The 20,918-nt window shown below is 38.1% G+C and carries 24 protein-coding genes and 1 riboswitch; of the genes, 19 read left to right on the top strand and 5 right to left on the bottom strand.

Annotation, left to right across the window (positions count from 1 at the left end; genetic code table 11):
* Window positions 1-20 precede the first annotated feature (20 nt).
* Together OZX60_05095 and tkt are read left to right on the top strand one after the other, a co-directional pair.
* Complete coding sequence (locus tag OZX60_05095) at window positions 21-284, top strand: DUF896 family protein (GenBank protein WEV45885.1); 264 nt, start codon at window positions 21-23, stop codon at window positions 282-284.
* Window positions 285-398: 114 nt separating this feature from the next.
* The gene (gene tkt, locus OZX60_05090; protein WEV44815.1) at window positions 399-2,384 is read left to right on the top strand and encodes a transketolase; all 1,986 of its coding nucleotides are present in this window, start codon (window positions 399-401) and stop codon (window positions 2,382-2,384) included.
* Window positions 2,385-2,480: 96 nt separating this feature from the next.
* Here tkt and yidC read toward each other — a convergent pair whose 3' ends face one another.
* Window positions 2,481-3,416, bottom strand: coding sequence for a membrane protein insertase YidC (gene yidC / locus OZX60_05085; GenBank protein ID WEV44814.1), 936 nt, complete (start codon window positions 3,414-3,416; stop codon window positions 2,481-2,483).
* Between the two features lie 83 nt (window positions 3,417-3,499).
* Window positions 3,500-3,775, bottom strand: a complete 276-nt coding sequence (locus tag OZX60_05080) for an acylphosphatase (protein WEV44813.1) — start codon at window positions 3,773-3,775, stop codon at window positions 3,500-3,502.
* Window positions 3,776-3,873: 98 nt separating this feature from the next.
* Between OZX60_05080 and OZX60_05075 the strand changes: the two genes are divergently transcribed.
* From OZX60_05075 to OZX60_05065, 3 genes are all read left to right on the top strand, one after another.
* Window positions 3,874-4,608 carry an RNA methyltransferase gene (locus OZX60_05075; protein WEV44812.1) on the top strand — a complete coding sequence of 245 codons (735 nt, stop codon included), beginning with the start codon at window positions 3,874-3,876 and terminating at the stop codon, window positions 4,606-4,608.
* A gap of 148 nt (window positions 4,609-4,756) precedes the next feature.
* Window positions 4,757-5,269, top strand: coding sequence for an HD domain-containing protein (locus tag OZX60_05070; GenBank protein WEV44811.1), 513 nt, complete (start codon window positions 4,757-4,759; stop codon window positions 5,267-5,269).
* A gap of 151 nt (window positions 5,270-5,420) precedes the next feature.
* Window positions 5,421-6,107, top strand: coding sequence for a Bax inhibitor-1/YccA family protein (locus OZX60_05065; GenBank protein ID WEV44810.1), 687 nt, complete (start codon window positions 5,421-5,423; stop codon window positions 6,105-6,107).
* A gap of 92 nt (window positions 6,108-6,199) precedes the next feature.
* On the opposite strand, the gene OZX60_05060 is transcribed toward OZX60_05065, so the two are convergent.
* Window positions 6,200-6,643 carry a flavodoxin gene (locus OZX60_05060; GenBank protein WEV44809.1) on the bottom strand — a complete coding sequence of 148 codons (444 nt, stop codon included), beginning with the start codon at window positions 6,641-6,643 and terminating at the stop codon, window positions 6,200-6,202.
* Between the two features lie 328 nt (window positions 6,644-6,971).
* Between OZX60_05060 and OZX60_05055 the strand changes: the two genes are divergently transcribed.
* From OZX60_05055 to OZX60_05045, 3 genes are all read left to right on the top strand, one after another.
* A complete protein-coding gene (locus OZX60_05055) occupies window positions 6,972-8,423 on the top strand; it encodes a peptide MFS transporter (GenBank protein ID WEV44808.1) in 1,452 nt (483 codons plus the stop codon).
* Between the two features lie 113 nt (window positions 8,424-8,536).
* Window positions 8,537-9,391, top strand: a complete 855-nt coding sequence (locus tag OZX60_05050; protein ID WEV44807.1) for a methionyl aminopeptidase — start codon at window positions 8,537-8,539, stop codon at window positions 9,389-9,391.
* Window positions 9,392-9,546: 155 nt separating this feature from the next.
* Window positions 9,547-10,443 carry a YihY/virulence factor BrkB family protein gene (locus tag OZX60_05045; GenBank protein WEV44806.1) on the top strand — a complete coding sequence of 299 codons (897 nt, stop codon included), beginning with the start codon at window positions 9,547-9,549 and terminating at the stop codon, window positions 10,441-10,443.
* A gap of 21 nt (window positions 10,444-10,464) precedes the next feature.
* On the opposite strand, the gene OZX60_05040 is transcribed toward OZX60_05045, so the two are convergent.
* Complete coding sequence (locus tag OZX60_05040) at window positions 10,465-10,899, bottom strand: GtrA family protein (GenBank protein WEV44805.1); 435 nt, start codon at window positions 10,897-10,899, stop codon at window positions 10,465-10,467.
* Window positions 10,900-10,927: 28 nt separating this feature from the next.
* A riboswitch (PreQ1 riboswitch) is annotated at window positions 10,928-11,039 on the top strand.
* Here OZX60_05040 and OZX60_05035 point away from each other — a divergent pair.
* The 8 genes from OZX60_05035 (at window position 11,037) to rpoE (ending at window position 16,688) form a co-directional block, all read left to right on the top strand.
* The gene (locus OZX60_05035; GenBank protein WEV44804.1) at window positions 11,037-11,546 is read left to right on the top strand and encodes a QueT transporter family protein; all 510 of its coding nucleotides are present in this window, start codon (window positions 11,037-11,039) and stop codon (window positions 11,544-11,546) included. Its footprint overlaps the riboswitch before it by 3 nt.
* 87 nt (window positions 11,547-11,633) lie before the next feature.
* Complete coding sequence (gene spxA / locus OZX60_05030; protein WEV44803.1) at window positions 11,634-12,038, top strand: transcriptional regulator SpxA; 405 nt, start codon at window positions 11,634-11,636, stop codon at window positions 12,036-12,038.
* A gap of 21 nt (window positions 12,039-12,059) precedes the next feature.
* Window positions 12,060-12,338, top strand: coding sequence for a UPF0223 family protein (locus OZX60_05025; GenBank protein WEV44802.1), 279 nt, complete (start codon window positions 12,060-12,062; stop codon window positions 12,336-12,338).
* Window positions 12,307-13,080: an inositol monophosphatase family protein gene (locus OZX60_05020; GenBank protein WEV44801.1), complete on the top strand. Its 774-nt coding sequence runs from the start codon at window positions 12,307-12,309 to the stop codon at window positions 13,078-13,080. The genes OZX60_05025 and OZX60_05020 overlap by 32 nt, the downstream gene beginning before the upstream one ends.
* Before the next feature lie 76 nt (window positions 13,081-13,156).
* A complete protein-coding gene (gene murA, locus OZX60_05015) occupies window positions 13,157-14,425 on the top strand; it encodes a UDP-N-acetylglucosamine 1-carboxyvinyltransferase (protein WEV44800.1) in 1,269 nt (422 codons plus the stop codon).
* 9 nt (window positions 14,426-14,434) lie between these two features.
* Complete coding sequence (locus OZX60_05010) at window positions 14,435-14,611, top strand: DNA-directed RNA polymerase subunit beta (protein ID WEV44799.1); 177 nt, start codon at window positions 14,435-14,437, stop codon at window positions 14,609-14,611.
* Window positions 14,612-14,721: 110 nt separating this feature from the next.
* Window positions 14,722-16,005 carry a trigger factor gene (gene tig / locus OZX60_05005; protein WEV44798.1) on the top strand — a complete coding sequence of 428 codons (1,284 nt, stop codon included), beginning with the start codon at window positions 14,722-14,724 and terminating at the stop codon, window positions 16,003-16,005.
* A gap of 104 nt (window positions 16,006-16,109) precedes the next feature.
* The gene (rpoE, locus tag OZX60_05000) at window positions 16,110-16,688 is read left to right on the top strand and encodes a DNA-directed RNA polymerase subunit delta (GenBank protein WEV44797.1); all 579 of its coding nucleotides are present in this window, start codon (window positions 16,110-16,112) and stop codon (window positions 16,686-16,688) included.
* A 38-nt stretch (window positions 16,689-16,726) separates the two neighbouring features.
* On the opposite strand, the gene OZX60_04995 is transcribed toward rpoE, so the two are convergent.
* A complete protein-coding gene (locus OZX60_04995; GenBank protein WEV44796.1) occupies window positions 16,727-18,076 on the bottom strand; it encodes an aspartate kinase in 1,350 nt (449 codons plus the stop codon).
* A 93-nt stretch (window positions 18,077-18,169) separates the two neighbouring features.
* Between OZX60_04995 and OZX60_04990 the strand changes: the two genes are divergently transcribed.
* The 3 genes from OZX60_04990 (at window position 18,170) to OZX60_04980 (ending at window position 20,833) form a co-directional block, all read left to right on the top strand.
* Entirely contained in the window at window positions 18,170-18,814 is a 645-nt protein-coding gene (locus OZX60_04990) for an HAD family phosphatase (protein WEV44795.1), read from the top strand.
* Between the two features lie 51 nt (window positions 18,815-18,865).
* Window positions 18,866-19,579, top strand: coding sequence for an adaptor protein MecA (locus OZX60_04985; GenBank protein WEV44794.1), 714 nt, complete (start codon window positions 18,866-18,868; stop codon window positions 19,577-19,579).
* Between the two features lie 93 nt (window positions 19,580-19,672).
* The gene (locus tag OZX60_04980; GenBank protein WEV45884.1) at window positions 19,673-20,833 is read left to right on the top strand and encodes an MraY family glycosyltransferase; all 1,161 of its coding nucleotides are present in this window, start codon (window positions 19,673-19,675) and stop codon (window positions 20,831-20,833) included.
* The last annotated feature ends 85 nt before the right edge of the window (window positions 20,834-20,918 follow it).

Raw genomic sequence — 20,918 nt, 5'->3', positions numbered from 1 at the left:
AAGAGAGAAATATTATGACAATTACTGATGAACATATTAACCGTATTAACGAGTTAGCCCGTAAGAAAAAGGCAGAAGGTCTTACTCCGGAAGAGACTGAAGAGCAAGCTAAACTACGCAAACAATACATTGAAGGTATCAAAGGTAGTTTGCGTTCACAAATTGAAGGTGTTAAAGTTGTTGACGAAGAAGGTAACGACGTAACCCCCGAAAAACTAAAACAAGTTCAAGCTGAAAAAGGTATTCACGGAAGAAGCCTTGAAGATGCTGGTGATAAAAAATAAAGTTTCTATAATCTCCTGGTTTACTCCAGGGGATTATTTTTTTAAATATGGTATAATGGGAGAGAATATAACTAAAATCTTTGGTTATTTTGATAAAAGTATGGAGAATAAATCATGAAATTTGACAGTACAGATCAACTTGCAGTAGATACACTAAGAACCTTATCTATTGATACCATCCAAAAAGCTAATAGCGGTCACCCAGGCCTTCCAATGGGAGCTGCTCCTATGGCTTATGTCCTTTGGAATAAATTTTTAAATGTAAACCCTAAAACTGGTCGTAAGTGGTCAAATCGTGACCGTTTTGTCCTTTCGGCAGGTCATGGTTCAGCTCTTCTTTACAGCCTTTTACACACAGCTGGTTATAACTTAACAATTGAAGACCTTAAAAACTTCCGTCAGTGGCAATCTAAAACCCCAGGTCATCCAGAAGTGGACTGGACTGACGGTGTGGAAGCAACGACTGGTCCTCTAGGACAAGGAATTGCTAATGCTGTAGGTATGGCCATGGCTGAAGCTCACCTAGCTGCAACTTACAATAAACCAGGTTTTGATATTGTCGACCATTATACTTATGCCCTAAATGGAGATGGGGACTTGATGGAAGGTGTTTCTCAGGAGGCAGCAAGTCTTGCCGGTCAACTTAAATTAGGAAAATTAGTCCTATTATATGATTCAAATGATATTTCCCTTGATGGGCCACTTGATAAGTCATTTTCTGATGACGTCAAGATGCGCTTTGAATCTTATGGTTGGCAACATATTCTTGTAAAAGATGGAAATGACCTAGAAGAGATTGCAAATGCCCTTGAAGCTGCTAAGGCTGAAAGCACAAAACCTACAATCATTGAAGTTAAGACAATCATTGGTTTTGGAGCTGAAAAACAAGGAACATCAGGTGTCCACGGAGCTCCTCTTGGAAAAGACGGAAATGACTTTGCTAAAAAAGCTTATGGTTGGGATTACCCAGAATTCACAGTTCCAGATCAAGCTAAGGCTCGTTTTGAAGAAGGTATCGAAGCGCGCGGAGCAAAACTTGAGTCTGAATGGAATGAGCTTTTTGCAAAATACTCAGAAGAATACCCTGATTTAGCTGAACAATACGCTCATGCTTTTGACGGTCTAACTCCTGAACTTGAAATCAAAAAATATGAAGAGGGAACATCAGCTGCTAGCCGTGTGACCAGCCAAGAAGTCATCCAACAACTAGCTGCTCAAATGCCTGATCTTTGGGGTGGATCTGCTGACCTTTCAGCATCAAACAACACTATGATGAAGGCTGATGAAGACTTTGAGGCAGGAAACTATAAGGGACGTAACATCTGGTTTGGTGTTCGTGAGTTTGCTATGACTGCTGCCATGAACGGGATTGCCCTTCACGGAGGAACTCGTGTTTACGGTGGTACCTTCTTTGTCTTCTCAAACTACATGCTGCCTGCAATCCGTATGGCTGCTATCCAGGATTTACCTGTAACCTACGTTTTAACGCATGATTCAATCGCTGTAGGTGAAGACGGTCCAACCCATGAACCAGTTGAACAATTAGCAAGCCTTCGTTCAATGCCAAACATTGATGTCATTCGTCCAGCTGACGGTAATGAGGTAATTGCAGCTTGGAGACACGCTGTTAACAGTAAAACTCGTCCAACAGCGCTTGTTCTTACCCGTCAAAACCTACCTGTAATTCCTTATACAGCAGAACTTGCTGAAGAAGGTCTAAACCGCGGTGCTTACATTATCGCAAAAGAATCAGGAAATCTTGATGGAATTCTTATTGCTACAGGTAGTGAAGTGGCTCTTGCCATTGAAGCTCAAAAAGAACTTGAAAAAGCAGGAAAATCAATTCGTGTGGTATCAATGCCTTCACAAAATATCTTTGACGAACAAGATGCTTCTTACCGTGAAGAGATTCTTCCGGCAGCAGTTCGTAAACGTATTGCCATTGAAGCTGGATCAAGCTTTGGTTGGGGCAAATATGTTGGATTTGACGGTGATACTGTAACCATTGATAAATGGGGAGCAAGTGCTCCAGGTACAAAAGTATTTGAAGAATACGGCTTTACTGTTGAAAATATCGTTAATAAATTTAATAATCTATAAAATAAAAGGGAAGCGAAGGCTTCCTTTTTTCTTTTGTAATTGTCTTATTTTATCCATAAAAAAATTCCCTTAATTTATTTAAGGGAATTTAAAAACTTATTTTTTCTTTTGTTTACCTGAATTGCGCCCTTTTTTGTTAGAGTTAAGATCACGTTTGATATTAGCTTCAACTTTGGCCTGAGCAGCGCTTTGGGTAACATCTTTAATGTCTTTAGTATTGACCTTTGGAGGGTTGGCTTCAAACTCAGCGTCAATTTTTTTCTTCAAGTGAGGTTTAATCATGAAGGTTGTAATCAACTGTTGGATGATTCCGAATGCTCCACCGACAACCCAGTAAAGAGTAACACCAGCAGGAGAAGTCCAAGACATGAAAACAATCATTAAAGGACTAATGTAAAGCATTGATTTCATCTGTGCCTTTTGTTCCTCAGACATTCCAAAGGTTGAAAGCCATGATTGAGCAAAGTAGAGCATACCTGCGATAATTACAAAAGGTAGGCTTCTTTGGCCAAGATTCATACCAAAGAAGGTACTTCCGTCAATTCCTGGTGTATAACGAGCTGCATAGAACAGGGCTGAGAAGAAAGGCATTTGGATTAGAAGCGGAAGACATCCAATTCCACCAAACATGTTGATACCATTATCCTTTTGAACCTGCATTAACTCCTGTTGGGCAGCCATTTTAGCTTCAGGTGTAGCAGCATTTTTCATCCTATCTTGGATAGGGCCAAGGATTGGTTTTAGGTAGGCCATTTTTTCCTGTTGGTAGCTTGATTTATAAGCCTGGTTAAGTCCAAGAGGAAGGATTAAAAGGCGGACGATGATAGTAACTCCAATAATAGCAAGTCCGTAACTCCAACCCCAGTTGTTTACAAAGTATTCAATGACTGATGACATTGGTTTTACTAGCAGGTTGTAGACCCAACCATTACCAGTTGGTTCACCGTTTTTAGTTTGGACACACCCTGTAAGCATAAGTAGCGCTGTTAGGGCAAATCCTGAATACATGATTCTTTTGATATTTTTTTTCAATTTCGATCCATTCTCCTAATTTTTATAGACCGTTTAATTATATATTAAAACAGTGGTTTATTCAATAAGTCCAAGGTAGTAGATTACAGGCGTACATTAAAGTCCTTAAAGCTTTTAAAGTCAGCTGGTGTTTTTTCAAGGTAGTCAACTCTTGCCAGGGAATTAACTCCCTCCCTAAGTTTTTTTTCAAACAGTAAAAGTTTACTAGCGGAATCTGCTTGGGCCAAAATTTCGACACTGCCGTCATCATTATTCCAAACCTGTCCTTTGATTCCTAGCTCTCTAGCAAGACTCTGGGTGCTCCAACGAAATCCTACTCCCTGAACTCTTCCTGAAACGATAAATCTTAATTTAATCATACTTGCCTCCTTTTTGTTTATTTTAGCACAAAGTATTTTACATCTAAAATTTTTATAAATTGATTGTAAATGACCCTAATTTTACTTATAATTTTGATATGGATATTATAAAATCAAAGGATAACAAGGCAGTTAAGGCTGCAAGAAAATTATTACAAAAAAAGCATCGGAAGGATTCCTACCTAATTGAAGGTTTCCATCTCTATGAGGAAGCTAAAAAGGCCCATGCTCAGATTGAGGATGTTTTTGTCTTAGAAAACTACTATGAGGACTACCCAGAAGCAAGTCTTGTCTCAGAAGAGGTCTTAAAATCAATTACTGACAGTAAAAGTCCCCAGGGACTGGTTGCTGTTGTTAAAAAAGATGACCTCAGCTTGGATAATCTTTCTGACTTGAAAAGGGTTCTAGTTCTTGACGGGGTTCAAGATCCAGGCAATGTTGGTACCTTAATCAGAACAGCAGATGCCGCAGGGTATGATGCTGTCTTTCTATCAAAGGACTGCGCTGATTTGTACAGTCCTAAGGTCTTAAGAAGCATGCAGGGAAGTAATTTTCATTTACCTATTTTTTCAATGGAGCTTGCATCAATTTATAGCTTTTTGAAGGGTAAAGGAAGCAAACTTCTTGTGACCAGTTTGGAAAAGGATTCGGTTTCTTATAAGGATCTTGATTTTACTGGTAATTTTGCTCTAGTGCTTGGAAATGAGGGTCAGGGAGTTTCATCTTTTAGTAAGGAGCAGGCAGATTACATTGTTCACATTGACATGCCAGGTCAGGCAGAATCCTTAAATGTAGCTGTTGCTGGTGGGATTTTAATCTTTGCTTCCCTTTAAAAAGAGTTGAAAAGAATTAAAAAAGAAGGATAGCTTTTAGTCTTCTTTTAGGAAAAGATAATAAAATATAATCATAAACAAAAGAAAAATTAAAAATTAGTGGTATAATTAGACCACCGCTAGACACTACTAAAGAAGAGGAAGTTAAATGACATTCTACGATAAACCTTGGGAAGATGATTCAGAATATATGGAGTTGATTGCAGACTTACTCGTAAAGCCTGAGGTTCAAAAGCTTGATGAGTATGTTCACCACCACCATACAACAAGACTCATCCATTCCCTAAATGTTAGCTACCAAAGTTTTCGAATCGCTAGAAAATTTGGTTGGAAGAAAAGAGAAGTAGCCCGTGCTGGCCTTCTGCACGATCTTTTTTACTACGACTGGCGGGAAACCAAGTTCGAAGAAGGAAGTCATGCCTATGTTCACCCAAGGATTGCTTATAGAAATGCCCTTAAGCTAACTGAATTATCAGAGCTTGAGCGTGACATTATTATCAAGCATATGTGGGGAGCAACCATTGCACCACCTAAGTACAAGGAAAGTTTTGTCGTAACCTTTGTGGACAAGTATTGTGCTGTTAAAGAAAGATACATTCCTCTAGCCAATAAATGGCGTGAATTTAGGGGAACTTCAAAGAAGATTGGTATTGATTCTTAAGTACAACATCTACAAATAATTTAGGTCCCAGGGCGGATGAAAAATTTAAGGATTTGGTGTATCCTTATGAGAAAGAAGTTTTACTAGGTTTTAGAAAAATATATAAATTAGAATCTATAGTCCTAGTTAATGAGCAAATAGGAGGGTTTATATGAATAACCAAATAGTTAATGAAAGAAAGTTTACTTTAAACGATTTTTATGCAAGAATTTACGCCCTAATGGGTATGGGTATTACAGTTAGTGCTGTTGTATCATTTTTAACCTTGACGGTCTTCCAGGCCAACATGGTCAATATCTTAAATAATCATTTCTGGATTCTTCCAGTTACTTGGGTCCTTGAACTTGTAGTTGTTTTTGCCCTAAGTTCTAGTACAAGACGTGATAGTAGTTTAGCCCTACCAGGCTTTATCTTCTATTCAGCCCTGAATGGTTTTACTTTAAGTTTTACTCTGGCTTACTATCAACTGGGTTCAGTTACTCAAGCTTTCGTGGTAGCTGCCGTTATGTTTTTTGCCTTAGCCTTCTATGGTAGTCGCACTAAACAAAGTCTAACTGGGGTTGGTAAGGCTGCGCGTGCCGGATTAATCGGTTTAATCCTTGCTGGTATCGTTTTTATCTTTACCGGTGGACAAGTTTTTAACCTTTTAATTAGCTTTGCAGGGGTTCTGATCTTCTCAGGTCTTATCGCCTATGACAATCAAACCATTAAAAATGTTTATAATAGCATGCAGGGAGATGTAACTGATGGACAAGCTATTAGCCTTGCTCTAAGTCTTTACTTGGACTTCATCAACCTCTTCATCTATCTTCTAAGAATCTTTGGGAACAAGGATTAGTAGACAAAGAAAAGCAAGACCTGAAGGTCTTGCTTTTTTATTTACTGATTTTTAAAGGAAAAAGGATTTCACAAGGAAATCCCTATTGTTTTTTAACCAACTTTTGCGACAAGCTCGTCAGCAAATTTTTCAAGAGCTTGAATGTCGTCTTCTTCAGCAGCTAAATCAACCTTAACATTTTCAGCACCTTTTGTAGCTCCAGTAGAAGCAAAAGCACTATCAAAGTCATCAACAGACTTACAGAATTCATCGTAGAAGGTATCTCCTGATCCAACTACCCCGTAAATTTTACCTGTTAAATCAAGGTCTTTTAAGTCATCGTAAAAGTCAACGATTTCATCAGGTAACTCACCATCACCATAAGTGTAGGTTGCGACAATGTTAATGTCAAAATCTAATAAGTCCTCAGCGTCAACAGATGTACATTCATCCATCTCAACTTCAATACCTTTATTTTCTAAGGCTTCACAAACGATATCAGCGATTTCCTCTGTGTTACCTGTCATACTTGCATATACAATCTTAGCTGTTGCCAAAATAAAAAACCTCCTCTAAGTCTATAAGCGAATTATAGCAAGGTTTTTAACAAAATAAAAGAAAAAAATACTTAGTTTAATTTTATAAAAACTAATTATATCCTTTTGTGGATTGATTATTTAAAAGTGATTTTTATGCCATTTAATGGAAAAATATACATTTTTTATTTATTAATATTTTCCTTCCTATATTTTAAAAACTAGCTTAAATGTTGATATAACAAAGAATATAAATCTTTTAAATAATTTTTATTTAAAAATAATTTTGAAACTTTCAGAATAATGTGGTAAAATATACAAGATATTTCAGATTGAAAGGTATTATACAATGAATTCTAAAAAAGAATTTTTAGGGCAGCCTCGCGGCTTGCAAACCCTATTTTTTACAGAAATGTGGGAGAGATTCTCCTACTATGGTATGAAAGCCATCCTTCTTTACTACATGTGGTATATGATTGGAAACGGCGAATTAAATTTCCCTAAGACAACTGCAGCATCAATCATGGCTATTTATTCAAGCCTAGTTTACCTTACTGGAGTTGGTGGTGGATTTATTGCCGACCGTCTTATTGGACAAAGAAGGGCTGTATTCTGGGGTGGAGTTTTAATCATGCTAGGTCACATTGCTCTAGCTACACCTTTTGGTGCACCAGCACTCTTTGTTTCAATGGCTCTTATTATCATCGGAACTGGACTCTTAAAACCAAATGTTTCAAGTCTAGTTGGTGAGCTTTATACAGCTGAGGATCCTCGTCGTGACTCAGGTTTCTCTATCTTTGTTTTTGGGATTAACCTTGGAAGCTTTATCGCTCCACTAGTTGTTGGTTGGGCTCAAGCTCAGTGGAACTACCATGTGGCCTTTTCAATCGCTGCAATCGGAATGTTCCTAGGTCTTGTCCAATTTACTCTTGATGGGAAAAAATACCTACCTGCTGATGGTTTAGAACCAGTTAATCCTTTAACAGCAGATGAGAAGAAAAGCTTTTATATTAAGTCGGTTGTAGCAACTTTAGCTCTTGTTATTGCCTTTGGTCTACTTGCAGTCCTTAAGGTTCTAACGTTAACTTTATTCATCAACCTACTTACAGTCTTTGCAGTACTTGCGCCAGTTTACTACTTCGTTAAAATGTACCGCTCTGAAAAGACAACAAGCGAAGAAAAATCTCACGTTTTAGCCTACATCCCACTTTTCATTGCAGCAGTAATCTTCTGGGCACTTGAAGAGCAAGGATCAATCGTTCTTGCAACCTTTGCGGCTGACCGTGTTAACTACCCATCTTGGTTCCAAGCATCATACTTCCAGAGTTTAAACCCTCTATTTATCATGCTTTATGTGCCACTATTTGCAGTTCTTTGGACTAAACTTGGTAAAAAACAACCTAGTTCGCCAGTTAAATTTGCTATCGGTCTATTCTTTACGGCTGTATCATTCTTAATCATGGCAGTACCTGGACTTATGCATGGAACAAGCATTAAGGTTGGGCCTTGGTGGTTAGTAGCTTCATGGGCTCTAATCATTATTGGTGAAATGCTTATCTCACCAATCGGTCTATCAGTAACAACAAAACTTGCGCCTAAGGCCTTTACAGCTCAAATGATGGGAATGTGGTTCCTATCAAGTGCAGTTGGATCAGCTCTTAATGCACAAGTCGTTCAACTTTACACAGCGGATACTGAGGTTATGTACTTCATCATCCTTGGAGCAATTACCCTAATCTTTGGTGTAGTAGTTCTTGCTGTTTCTAAGAAGATTGAAAAATTAATGGGAAGCGTTAGATAAGAGCTTTCCTAATAAAAGGGTTCCCTTAGAGGGAGCCCTTTTTGAAAAATCTCGCTAGGCGTGGTAGAATAGGGAAAGTTTAATAAAGAATAAATACAGAAGAGGTAGAATAAATGATTACTTTAAAGAGTCAAAGGGAAGTCGATATGATGGATGAGGCTGGAAGCTTTCTAGCCAGCGTTCACATTGGTCTACGTGATGTCATTAAACCAGGAATTGACATGTGGGATATTGAAGAATATGTAAGAAAGCGTTGTAAGGAAGCAAATTACCTGCCCCTTCAAATTGGAGTAGACGGTGAACTTATGGATTATCCATATGCCACTTGTTGCTCCCTTAATGATGAGGTAGCTCACGCCTTCCCTCGTCACTTAACCCTTAAAGATGGTGACTTAATCAAGGTTGACATGGTTCTCGGGAAAGCACCTGAATCTTTAAATGTCGCTAAACTTGATTTCAATAATGTTAAAGCCATGAAAAAACTTACTGAAGGTTTTTCAGGTTATATTGCTGACTCATGTTGGGCTTATGCTGTAGGAACTCCATCTGATGAGGTTAAAAATCTGATGGATGTTACCCGTGAGTGTCTTTACCGCGGTATTAAAGAAGCTCGTGTTGGCAACCGTATGGGAGACATCGGTGCTGCCATCCAGGAATATGCAGAATCACATGGTTACGGGGTTGTTCGTGACCTAGTTGGCCACGGGGTAGGACCTACCTTCCATGAAGAGCCAATGGTTCCCCACTACGGGACAAGGGGCAAGGGTATTCGCCTGCGTGAAGGAATGGTTCTCACAATTGAGCCTATGATCAGCACAGGTACCTGGGAAATTGATACAGACTTCAAGACTGGTTGGATGCATAAAACTCTTGACGGTGGTTTATCTTGCCAGTACGAGCATCAATTTGTCATTACAAAAGATGGACCTGTTATCATGACAAGTCAGGGTGAAGAAGGAACTTACTAGAATTTGAACTGACCTAACCAATAAGTTATTTATAAAAATCTTAGGTAATAGGTTGTTTCAAGACTTACTAGTAATCACTTCAACTAAAAATATTTATGAAAAAGTTAGAGAAAATATTTGTAGGAGCAAGGAAAATTCCTATAATAAATCCCTTAATGAGTTTTTATAAAAGTTCTGAGATGGATCTTTCAAGTATTGCAGTTGCCTATTACTTTTTGCTGTCAACATTTCCCATTTTGATGACCTTTGCCAATATCCTGCCCTATCTTAATTTAGATAGTAGTTATGTTCTAAAACTCTTTCACGATGTTTTACCAGAGCAGCTTTATGGCATTGTCGAAGTCCTTATAAAAAGTTTTTTAGACAAGCCCTCACCTGGACTTCTAGGAATTGCTATTGTTTCAGGTTTTTGGACCTTCTCTAAAGGACTTTCAGCCCTTCAAAAGGCCATGAATAAGGCCTACAAGGTTGATAAGCATCGGGACTTTATTTTAAGTAGGTTGATTGGTCTTGTAAGTAGCTTTGGGATAATAATCTTAATAACCCTAGCAATTATGGTGCTCACCTTTGGAAAGACTGCCCTGACCATTGTTTATAATAATATCAGCTTTGACCGGGGGATTTACGAAACTCTTTATAATATGACCCTTCCGGTCATTACCCTTTTGGTCTTCACAGCCCTATCCCTCCTCTATTTTTTACTTCCCAATGTGAAAATAAAGAAGTGGCGCTATGTGATTTCAGGGGCATCATTTTCAACCTTTGTTTTGGTTTTTCTAACCAAACTTTTTGGAGATTATGTTAATAGATATGTTAACAAGATGATGGACTTTCGTATGGTTGGGAGCTTGCTTACCTTTGCTCTTATGCTGTGGTTCATCTTCATTGCAAAAATTTTAATCTTTGGAGCAATAATTAACGCTTCAGTTCAAAGTCTTTATGTTGACGAATTCGAAACCAGAAGGGGTGAATTTGTATCTATTATAAGGAGCTTTGGTCAAACTGATCGTAAGACAAACAAAAATCCAGGAAAATTTTTCAGAAAAAAATAAAGGAAATCAGCTGATTTCCTTTTATTTTTGCCTAAAGATTAAAAATTTACTAAAAAGATAGTTGCTTACGATTGTAAAAACCTGTAGGGCAATGGTTAATAGAAGAACTGTCTCTTCCTTATTTGTTGCAAAAATTTTGCCTAGTAAATCTGGGTTTTTATCGATAAAGTACCAGTTTACAAGAGAAGCTAGAAAGGTCAGAAGAAGCCTTGTAGATAAGAATTCAAAGAATTCAACATGGGTCTTTTTTTGCTGGCTGGCTTTAAAGACAAAAAATTTGTTGGTCAAGAAGGCAAAGATAATGGCCAAGGCTTGGGCGACTATCTCACTAATTAGCCCACTTTTAAAGAGCTTGTAGCTAAGCATTTTGGCCATGATAAAGATAAGGGTGGTAAGGACACCAAAGAATAGATAGGAGAACACTTCCCCTTGGAATAATTTTTTAAGTGATTTCATAGATATACTATACCAAAAGTTATTAATTTATGTTAATATACAAGTTGGTCTTTGACCCCTTGCCACTTACTCACTTTGGGCAAGCATATTACACTTACGCCTTAAAATAAAAACCCAGGCGTAACAAAGGAGAAATCATGGAATATAATAAAAGCAGTCTTTTGTCTTTTACAAAGATGGCACTTGTAACAGCAATGTACGTAGCAATTACGGTAGTTTTGGGTCCTCTTGGAAGTGGAGCCATTCAATTTAGGCTAAGTGAACTTTTTAATTTTCTAGCTTTTTATAATAAGAGATACATCTATTCAGTGACCTTAGGATGTATAATTTCTAACTGGATGGTATCAGGTCCAGTTGATGCAGTGGTTGGATCCCTATCAACCTTTATCTTTGTAAGCCTTGGTGTAAAATTCTTTATGCCGTATATGAAGGACAGAATCTTTAAGGGACTCTTAAATAAGGCCTTCTTCTATTTTTCAATTTTCTTCTCATTGAGCATGTTTACCATTGCCCTTGAGTTAAAAGTTCTCTTTGAACTTCCTTTCTTTTTCACATGGTTAACAGTAGGTTTGGGGGAATTCTTATCCCTTATCATTGGTTCTATAATCATTGATGCCATCTCAAAAAGAATTGATTTGAGTGAATAGAAGATATAAAAAAAGATTTAATAAGGTCTTTTTTTTATGTATTAATTTTGTTAAAATAGTATTAAAGGAAAGAAAGTAGGACTTTGTGTGATAGATTTATATATTTCCCCAAGTTGTACTAGTTGTCGTAAGGCAAAAGCGTGGCTAGCTGCACATAATGTTGAAAGCAGGGAGCACAATATCATGACTCAGCCCATGACGGCAGATGATTTGAAAGCAATACTTGCAAAAACGGAAAACGGAACTGAAGATATTATCTCAACTCGTTCTAAGATTTTCCAAAAGTTAAATGTTGATATTGATGAGCTTACCTTAAACCAATTAATCAAACTAATCAGTGAATATCCAAGTCTTTTAAGGCGTCCGATAATCGTTGATGATAAGAAGATGCAAATCGGATTCAATGAAGATGAGATAAGAGCCTTTCTCCCGCGTGAATACCGTCGTGCAGAGATGCGTGACGCCCAGTTTCGTGCGGAGATGGAAAGTTAATATAAATAATAAGAGGATAAGATGAGTTCAAATTACAGCTATCCGATTGATTATTCGTGGAGCACGCAGGAAATGACCGACGTGCTCTCTTTTTTTAATCATGTGGAAAAATATTATGAAAGTAAGACTTTAAGAGAAGATTTTTTAAAGTCCTACAACAACTTTAAAAAAATTGTGCCCAGTAAAATGCAGGAAAAGCAACTAGATCGAGAATTTGAAGCGACTAGTGGCTATTCGACTTACCGGGCTGTACAGGAGGCGAAAAAAAGTGACAAAAAATTTATCAGTAATTCAAGATAAGTTAAATCTGGCAAGGGAATGGATTTTAGAGGCAGGTCTTTTTATTAGAGAGGAGCTTGATCAAGAGCTTGAAATCGATGAAAAAAGTGATCATACAGACCTTGTGACCAATATGGATAAGGCTGTTCAAGCAAGGCTTGTTAAGCAAATAAAAGAAGCCTTTCCTGGGGACAATATCTTAGCTGAAGAAGATGATCTAAAGGCTCCTATTGACCAAGGAAATGTTTGGGTAATTGACCCTATTGATGGCACAGCAAATTTTGTTGCCCAAGGGGATGACTTTGCGGTCCTTTTGGCTTATTTTGAAGCAGGTCAAGGAAAATTTGGGCTAATTTTAGATGTCATGAATGAAAATCTCTACTGGGGTGATGGTAAATCGGTTTATAAGAATGCCCATAAACTTGAAAAACCTCAAGTTGATTTGAAGCATTCCTTAATTGGGGTTAACTCAACCATGTACAGAACCAATGATCACGGTCTTTATGACTACTCACGAAACACACTTGGTATCAGGGTTTTTGGTAGTGCTGGGATTGAATATGTTAAGCTGATTGAAGGTAAAATCAGCGGTTATTTTTCTAACCTGTCTCCCTGGGATTACGCTGCTGGTACGATAATTTTATCAGCCTTTGATTATGTAACAGAGGCCATGGACGGAGGACTTCCAGCTTATGACGGGCGTGAGAAGGTTTTTACCGTCTCAAAAGATAATCTTTCTCTGGTCCGAGATTTTATCAAATAAAGCAAAAATACCTGATGAAAATTTTTATTATGGTATAATCGAACAATAAACTACTTGTCGGAGGAATTTTGTCTAAATGGATAAAATAAAAGTTCGTGGAGGCAATACACGCCTTGAGGGAATCGTTGAAATAGAAGGGGCTAAAAATGCCGTCCTTCCTTTACTTGCTGCTTTAATCTTAGCAGGTGAGGGTGAGGTTGAACTATCAAACGTTCCCATTTTGTCAGATGTCTACACTATGAATGAGGTGATTCGCCATCTTAATGTTGATGTAGAATTTGATGAAGTTAATAAACTTGTAAGAAGTAAGGCAGCTAAAGAGGTTGCCATTGAAGCTCCTTATGAATATGTAAGTAAAATGAGGGCATCAATCGTTGTTATGGGACCAATTTTGGCCCGTAATGGTCGTGCCCGTGTTTCTATGCCTGGGGGTTGCTCAATTGGAAGTCGTCCTATCGATCTTCATTTGCGTGGTTTTGAAGCCATGGGAGCAAAAATAACCCAAAATGCAGGCTATATTGAGGCCCATGCTGAACAACTAAAGGGCGCAGATATCTACCTTGATTTTCCAAGTGTTGGAGCCACTCAAAATCTGATGATGGCAGCAACTCTTGCTGAGGGTACTACAACCATTGAAAATGCTGCAAGGGAGCCTGAAATTGTTGATCTTGCAAATCTTTTGAACAAGATGGGAGCCAAGGTTCAGGGAGCTGGAACAGACACTCTTGTTATAAAAGGTGTTAAAGAAATGCACGGGGCCAGTCATTCAGTCATTCAAGACCGAATCGAAGCTGGTACCTTCATGATTGCAGCAGCTATGACCCAGGGGAATGTTCTTATCAAGGATGCTATTAGAGAGCACAACCGTCCTTTGATTGCTAAATTACTTGAAATGGGCGTTGAGGTTGTTGATGAGGAAGCTGGAATTAGAATTATTGGTCCTGAACAAATCAAGGCTGCTAATGTTAAAACCATTCCTCATCCAGGCTTTCCAACAGACATGCAGGCTCAAATGACTGCCCTTCAGGCTGTTGCTCAAGGTGAAAGCAGTACTGTTGAAACAGTTTTTGAGAATCGTTTCCAGCACTTGGAAGAAATGCGTAGAATGGGACTTGATGTTGAAATTTCAAGGAATACAGCTCTTATTCAAGGGGGAGGTTTCCTTCAAGGAGCAGAGGTAAAATCAACTGACCTTAGGGCCTCAGCTGCCCTCATCCTTCTTGGAATGGTTGCCCAAGGGGAAACTTTAGTAGGTGAATTAAAGCATTTGGACCGAGGTTACTATAATTTCCACGGCAAGCTAAAATCCCTGGGTGCAGATATTGAGAGAATAACAGTTTCTTAAGGAGTGGCGATGCGAGTAATAAGATATTTGGGAACGAGAATTAATCTCATTCTTTTAGTGGTTGTTCTAGCAATTGTAGCTGTAGCTGGTGGCCTAATGGTCGGCTACGGGGTACTTGGTGATGGTTCAGCTAAGGACATTTTAGAGCCATCAAAATGGACAAGCATAATTGACAAACTAAAATAGGTATTTAAACTAAAAATATTGTGGAAGCAGGCCTTCTATGCTATAATACGGGTATATACTAATATCTCTGTGCCTGGGCATGGATTTTATAATAAAGGAGAAAATATATAATGACTGCAAGTTTTGAAAAAACTGGCACTAATAACGGTGTTGTAACATTTTCAATTGATCAAGAAACAATCAACAAAGGGTTAGATAAAGCTTTCAACAAAGTTAAGAAAAACCTTAACGTACCTGGATTCCGTAAGGGTAAAGTATCTCGTTCAGTATTTGATAAAATGTACGGAGAAGAAGCTCTTTACGAAGAAGCTTTAAACGCTGTTCTTCCAGAAGCTTACACTAAAGCAATTGATGAAGCTGGAATTGATCCAGTAGCTCAACCAAAAATTGACGTTAAATCAATGGATAAAGGTGCTGACTGGGTTATCACTGCTGAAGTTGTAGTAAAACCTGAAGTTAAACTTGGTGACTACAAAAACCTTGAAGTAGCTGTTGACTTTGATAAAGAAGTAACTGATGCTGAAGTTGAAGCTAAAATTGAAGCAGCCCGTAATAATCTTGCAGAATTAGTAGTAACTGAAGATGCTGCTAAAGAAGGTGATACTGTTGTTATCGACTTTGTTGGTTCAGTTGACGGTGTTGAATTCGAAGGTGGAGCTGCTGACAACTTCTCACTAGAACTTGGTAGCGGACAATTCATCCCTGGTTACGAAGAGCAACTAGTTGGACACAAAGCTGGTGAAACTGTAAATGTTGAAGTTACTTTCCCAGCGGAATACCAAGCTGAAGACCTTGCAGGTAAAGATGCAGTATTCGTTACAACTATCCACGAAGTTAAAGCTAAAGAAGTTCCAGCTCTTGATGATGAACTTGCTAAAGACATCGATGATGAAGTTTCAAGCCTTGATGAGCTTAAAGCTAAATACAAAGCTCAATTAACTGAGTCTAAAGAAGCTGCTTACACTGAAGCTGTTGAAAATGCTGCAATCGAACTTGCAGTTGAAAACGCTGAAATCGTTGAACTTCCAGCTGAAATGATTGAAGAAGATGTACACCGCGCTATGAACGACTTCTTCAACAACATGCAACAACAAGGTATTTCTCCAGAAATGTACTACCAAATCACTGGTACTACTGAAGAAGATTTACACAAACAATACGAATCAGATGCTGACGCACGCGTTCGTACAGGTCTTGTAATCGAAGCTGTAGCAGCTGCTGAAGGTTACGAAACAACTGATGAAGAAATCGAAGAAGAAATTTCATCACTTGCTGACCAATACAACATGCCTAAAGAGCAAGTTGCATCACTTCTTTCAGCTGATATGCTTAAACATGATATCGCTATGAAGAAAGCAGTAAATGCAATTACTGAAACTGCAGTAGTTAAATAATTTCAGATAGGCTAGGAACTCCTAGCCTGTTTTTGAATGATATACGAATTTTATATTTATGTATTTCATAAATACCATAATAAAAAATTGTAGGGGAAATAGATTTGAAAATAAAAGTATTTGAAGGACAAAACAAGAATGAACTTTCAATGATCGAAGTAGCTCATGCTATGCTTGAGCAACATGGTAAGGAAATGGAATTTTCTGTTCTTGTAAATGCCATTCAAGATTACCTAGGACGTAGCGATGCTGACATCCGTGCTAATCTTTCAACTTTTTACACTGACCTAAACACTGATGGAAGCTTCATTCCACTTGGTGGAAATGTTTGGGCCCTTCGTGCTTGGTATGCAATTGACGAAATCAATGAGGAAGTAATCGCCCTTGATGAGGTTGATGACGAAGATCGTCCTAAGAAGAAACGTAAAAAAGTTAATGCCTTTGCAGACATTGATGATGTTATCGACTATTCTGATGATGATCCTGAGGATGATGACTATACTGAAGAAGACATTCATTATGACGATGAAAATCCTGATGATGAGAAAAATGAAGTTGAAGCCTACGACTCAGAATTAGCAGAAGTTGTTGTTGATGAAGACAGCGAAGACGGTGAATACACTGGTGAAGACGCTGACGACGACGATGATGAAGATGACGACGATAGCGAAGACGACAAATAAACAATAAAAAGCTTTGCCCAAAGGCAAAGCTTTTTTGTTTACTTAAAGAAGGCATTATATAAGGCTGCAATAGCTTCTTGTTCCTGTTCACCCTTAACAACGAACATGACAGAAACCTCACTTGATCCCTGGCTGAGCATTTCAAGGTTGATTCCAGCATCTGATAAGGCCCTTGTTGCAGTTGAGGTAACCCCGATGTGTTCCTTCATGTCTTCACCAACGATTACGATAATTGAAAGATCTTTTTCAATATTGATGGTATCAGGATTTAGCTCTTGGCTAAGGTTAGTGATGATCGTATCTTCAAGTTCAGGAGTTAGGAAACGATTCCTGACAATTACTGATAAGTTGTCAATTCCTGTTGGCATATGTTCAAAACGAACATCCAAGTCTTCTAAACTTTGTAAAACCTTACGTCCAAAACCAACCTCCCTATTCATCAGATATTTTTCAATATTGATACTTAGGAAGTCTCCCTCGGCAGCTATCCCGATTACTGGAGTCTTACCAACCTCCCTTTTAGTTGTGATCTTTGTCCCAGGGTGTTCCGGGTTATTGGTATTTTTGATAACAATAGGAATACCAGCACGGTAGGCAGGAATAAGAGCTTCATCATGAAGGACTGAAAAACCAGCATAAGACAACTCTCGCATCTCAGTGTAGGTTAATTCTTCGATTGAATTTGGATTATCTATAATTCCAGGATGGGCTGAGAAGATACCATCGACATCAGTAAAGTTTTCATAGATACTTGCGCCAGTACCAGCTGCGATAAGGCTTCCTGTAATGTCACTTCCTCCGCGGGAGAAGGTACAAATCTGGTCGTCTTCTGTAACCCCGAAAAATCCAGGAATAACAAGGATTCCTTCCCTTTGATTAAGATCCTTAATCTTATCATTACTAGAATCTAGCAGGCGGGCATTTCCTGGTTCTTTGGTAACAATAATCCCTGCTTCCTTTGGATTAACATAGCTTGCATCTAACCCCTCTTGGGCAAAATATTGAGCAATTAAAAAGGCATTGTTATTTTCACCAGCAGCTAGGAAGGTATCATAGGCAAACTTATTGTCTTCAAGGTCTAAGTCGGCAAGATCTGTGATATTTTTCTTGATGGTAAGTAGGGTATCTACTGGAAGGTTTAGACCTTCTGTAATCTCCTCATACCTTTTTATCAACCAATCTTGGCTTTCCTTGACAGACTCTTTGTTTTTAACATCGTTAAAGTACTTAATCAAGGCGTCTGTTACCTTGGTATCTTCAGGAAATCTTTTCCCTGGTGCACTAACTACGACAAACTTACGCTCTGGATCACTTTTGACAATGTTAAAAACTTTATCAATCTGGCCAGCGCTAGCAACTGATGAACCTCCAAATTTAACTACCTTCATAATTCCTCCAATAAAAATGTATAAGAAGAATTATAGCAAAATTCAGACCATTTTCAAGCAGTTGTGGTCTAGTTGTGATATAATTATGTAATTATGAATAAGTATAAAGCAGTTATTTTTGATATGGATGGTGTCCTAGTTGATACCGAGCAATTTTACTATGATAGACGCGAAACATTTATGAATTCACAAGGGATTAGCATCAGTCATTTGGCTCCCTCATTTTTCATTGGGGGAAATATGAAAAATGTCTGGTCAAAAATTCTCTTAGATGATTATGACAAGTGGGATTTGGTCAAGCTTCAGGCTGATTATGTGGCCTATAAAAATAGCCATCCCCTGCCTTATAAGGAGCTTCTTTTCCCGCAAACAAGGGAAGTCTTAGAGGCTTTAAAACAAGCTGGCTATAGACTTGCCCTAGCATCAAGTTCTACCAATCATGATATTAAAAAAATGCTTGCAGATAATAAGCTTGCAGACTATTTTGAGTTCACCTCAAGTGGGGAAGATTTTAAGGAAACAAAACCTAATCCTGAGATCTACCAGGTAACCATGGACAAGCTTGGTCTTAAGCCTGATGAGGTTTTAATCGTTGAGGACAGTGAAAAAGGTATTCAGGCAGGGGTTGCAGCTGGTGCTACTGTCTGGGCTATTGAGGACAAGAGATTTGGCATGAATCAGGAGAATGCAAGTAGATTAATTGCAAGTCTTGATGAGCTAAGAGACGAGCTTGTATAGATAAATTGTGGTATACTATGAATACTACTCTTATAGTAAAGTGAGGTCATTATGGAATTAGAAAACATTAATGAAAATACAATCAAAATAAAGATGACATTTGACGACCTACGTGAGCGAGGAATAAATCTTTCTGAATTTCTAACCAATCAGGATGCCGTTGAAGAATTATTTTATGATATCTCATCAGAGCTTGATATTACTGAGCAATTTTTAGAAAGTGATGTTGTAAGCTTTCAAGTAAGACCAAATTCCAAGGGAATTGATCTGATGGTGCGAGGCGAGAAGGTTAATATGGATGAAATAGATTTCCCATCTGACCCTGAGGAATTCACAAAAGCCATTGAAAATATGATTAAAAATCGGACTGAAGCTGGTGATAATCCGGAATTTCCGGAGATCAGCCAGGCAGCTGAGATGTTATTTGAAAATAATCGGAGTCAAAAGAAGGAAGAGGATCTTGACGAAGAAAATCTACCTGAATTCACCTATTTTACTCTAAAATTTAGGAATCTAGACGATGCTATTGATATGGCTAAAACCATCAATCAAGAGGTCGAAGAAAGTGAGCTTTATAAATACGCTGACAAGTACTACATGACCATCTTACAAAATCAAAAGCTTAAGGGTCGCGATTTTGTTAAGGGTGTTTACGCACAGATGCTTGAATTTGGTCAAGATGAAAAAACACCAAGGGAAACTTTGATTGAATATGGTAAGTCAATCTTTGAATATGATGCCTTGGAGCTTCTAAGACAAATGTAAATTTATTAAATTGGTGGGTATACCCGCCTTTTTTTGTTATAATAAAAAGTGATAACTAAAAAACAACAATAAGTGATAGATTTGAGTGAAAATATGCCCTTTATTTTGAAATATTTAATAGTTTTAGGTCTTACTTTTCTTATAAGTTTGATCATAACACCTTTTGTAATAAAATTTTCTAGAAAAATTGGAGCGGTTGACAATCCAAATGCTAGAAGAATTAACAAGATACCCATGCCTAGTGCCGGTGGCCTTGCAATCTTTTTGGCCTTTACCTTTAGCGGGCTCTTTATTCTGCCTCATGTTGTCGGAAATATTGATGGCCCGCATGGACTTATGACCTATATTAACTATGTTATTCCGCTTATCTTGTCCAGCCTGATTATAATCATTACAGGTCTCATTGATGATGTGAGGGAGCTTTCACCCAAGTGGAAGATGCTTGGGATTGTTCTTGCGGCTATAAGTATCTGGACCTTTTCAAAATTCCGTTTTGATAATTTTAAGATTCCCTTTGGTGGTCCTCTATTAGAGTTTCCTTGGTGGTTGTCCTTAATTTTAACCATTATCTGGATTGCCTCTATTACAAATGCGGTAAATATTATCGATGGTTTGGACGGCCTAGCAAGTGGGGTTTCCCTCATAAGTTTGTTAACCTTGGGAATAGTAGCCTATGCCTTCCTAGGAAATATTAATATCTACCTACCGATTACAATCTTTGTGTTGGTTGCGGCCATCGCTGGATTTTTGCCCTATAATTTTTATCCAGCCAAGGTTTATTTGGGGGATACAGGGGCCCTTTATCTGGGCTTCATGATTTCTGTTCTAAGTCTTCAAGGGCTTAAAAATGCGACAGCAGTAGCTATTTTGACACCCATGTTAATTCTTGGAGTCCCTGTTACAGATACCCTAGCAGCCATTATCAGACGAAAGCTTAACAATCAGAAGGTATCTGAGGCAGACAAGATGCACCTGCATCATAGACTTTTAGGGATTGGTCTTAGCCACAGGGCAGCAGTCCTTGTGATTTACGGGATTGCCCTTATCTTTTCAATTATTTCAATTATCCTAAACTTTTCTGGAAGAGTTGGAGGAATCCTCCTTCTAGTAGCTAGTCTTTTAGGTCTTGAAATCCTTCTTGAATCCTTAGGTGTTTGGGGGGAGAAAAGACAGCCCCTGTTAAATCTATTTACCTATGTTGAAGGCCCACATGAGGACTTGAAAGAAGAAGAAAAAAACACTAAGAATGAATAAAAATGTTCGGACAGAATTTTTGAAAGCCTGTCCGAATTTATTTATAATGTAAATTGATGGTTGCTACAATCATTTTACAAGTATG

The organism is Streptococcaceae bacterium ESL0687 (assembly GCA_029392475.1).
Classification (GTDB): domain Bacteria; phylum Bacillota; class Bacilli; order Lactobacillales; family Streptococcaceae; genus Floricoccus.
The sequence above is the reverse complement of the archived record's forward strand: the minus strand, read 5'-3'. Positions and strand labels throughout refer to the sequence as shown.

Coding starts and splice junctions, on each gene's coding strand:
- tkt (WEV44815.1), top strand. CDS start 399: ATGAAATTTGACAGTACAGATCAACTTGCAGTAGATACACTAAGAACC.
- OZX60_05080 (WEV44813.1), bottom strand. CDS start 3,775: ATGATTAAATTAAGATTTATCGTTTCAGGAAGAGTTCAGGGAGTAGGA.
- OZX60_05075 (WEV44812.1), top strand. CDS start 3,874: ATGGATATTATAAAATCAAAGGATAACAAGGCAGTTAAGGCTGCAAGA.
- OZX60_05070 (WEV44811.1), top strand. CDS start 4,757: ATGACATTCTACGATAAACCTTGGGAAGATGATTCAGAATATATGGAG.
- OZX60_05065 (WEV44810.1), top strand. CDS start 5,421: ATGAATAACCAAATAGTTAATGAAAGAAAGTTTACTTTAAACGATTTT.
- OZX60_05055 (WEV44808.1), top strand. CDS start 6,972: ATGAATTCTAAAAAAGAATTTTTAGGGCAGCCTCGCGGCTTGCAAACC.
- OZX60_05050 (WEV44807.1), top strand. CDS start 8,537: ATGATTACTTTAAAGAGTCAAAGGGAAGTCGATATGATGGATGAGGCT.
- OZX60_05045 (WEV44806.1), top strand. CDS start 9,547: ATGAGTTTTTATAAAAGTTCTGAGATGGATCTTTCAAGTATTGCAGTT.
- OZX60_05040 (WEV44805.1), bottom strand. CDS start 10,899: ATGAAATCACTTAAAAAATTATTCCAAGGGGAAGTGTTCTCCTATCTA.
- OZX60_05035 (WEV44804.1), top strand. CDS start 11,037: ATGGAATATAATAAAAGCAGTCTTTTGTCTTTTACAAAGATGGCACTT.
- OZX60_05025 (WEV44802.1), top strand. CDS start 12,060: ATGAGTTCAAATTACAGCTATCCGATTGATTATTCGTGGAGCACGCAG.
- murA (WEV44800.1), top strand. CDS start 13,157: ATGGATAAAATAAAAGTTCGTGGAGGCAATACACGCCTTGAGGGAATC.
- OZX60_05010 (WEV44799.1), top strand. CDS start 14,435: ATGCGAGTAATAAGATATTTGGGAACGAGAATTAATCTCATTCTTTTA.
- tig (WEV44798.1), top strand. CDS start 14,722: ATGACTGCAAGTTTTGAAAAAACTGGCACTAATAACGGTGTTGTAACA.
- OZX60_04995 (WEV44796.1), bottom strand. CDS start 18,076: ATGAAGGTAGTTAAATTTGGAGGTTCATCAGTTGCTAGCGCTGGCCAG.
- OZX60_04990 (WEV44795.1), top strand. CDS start 18,170: ATGAATAAGTATAAAGCAGTTATTTTTGATATGGATGGTGTCCTAGTT.
- OZX60_04985 (WEV44794.1), top strand. CDS start 18,866: ATGGAATTAGAAAACATTAATGAAAATACAATCAAAATAAAGATGACA.
- OZX60_04980 (WEV45884.1), top strand. CDS start 19,673: ATGCCCTTTATTTTGAAATATTTAATAGTTTTAGGTCTTACTTTTCTT.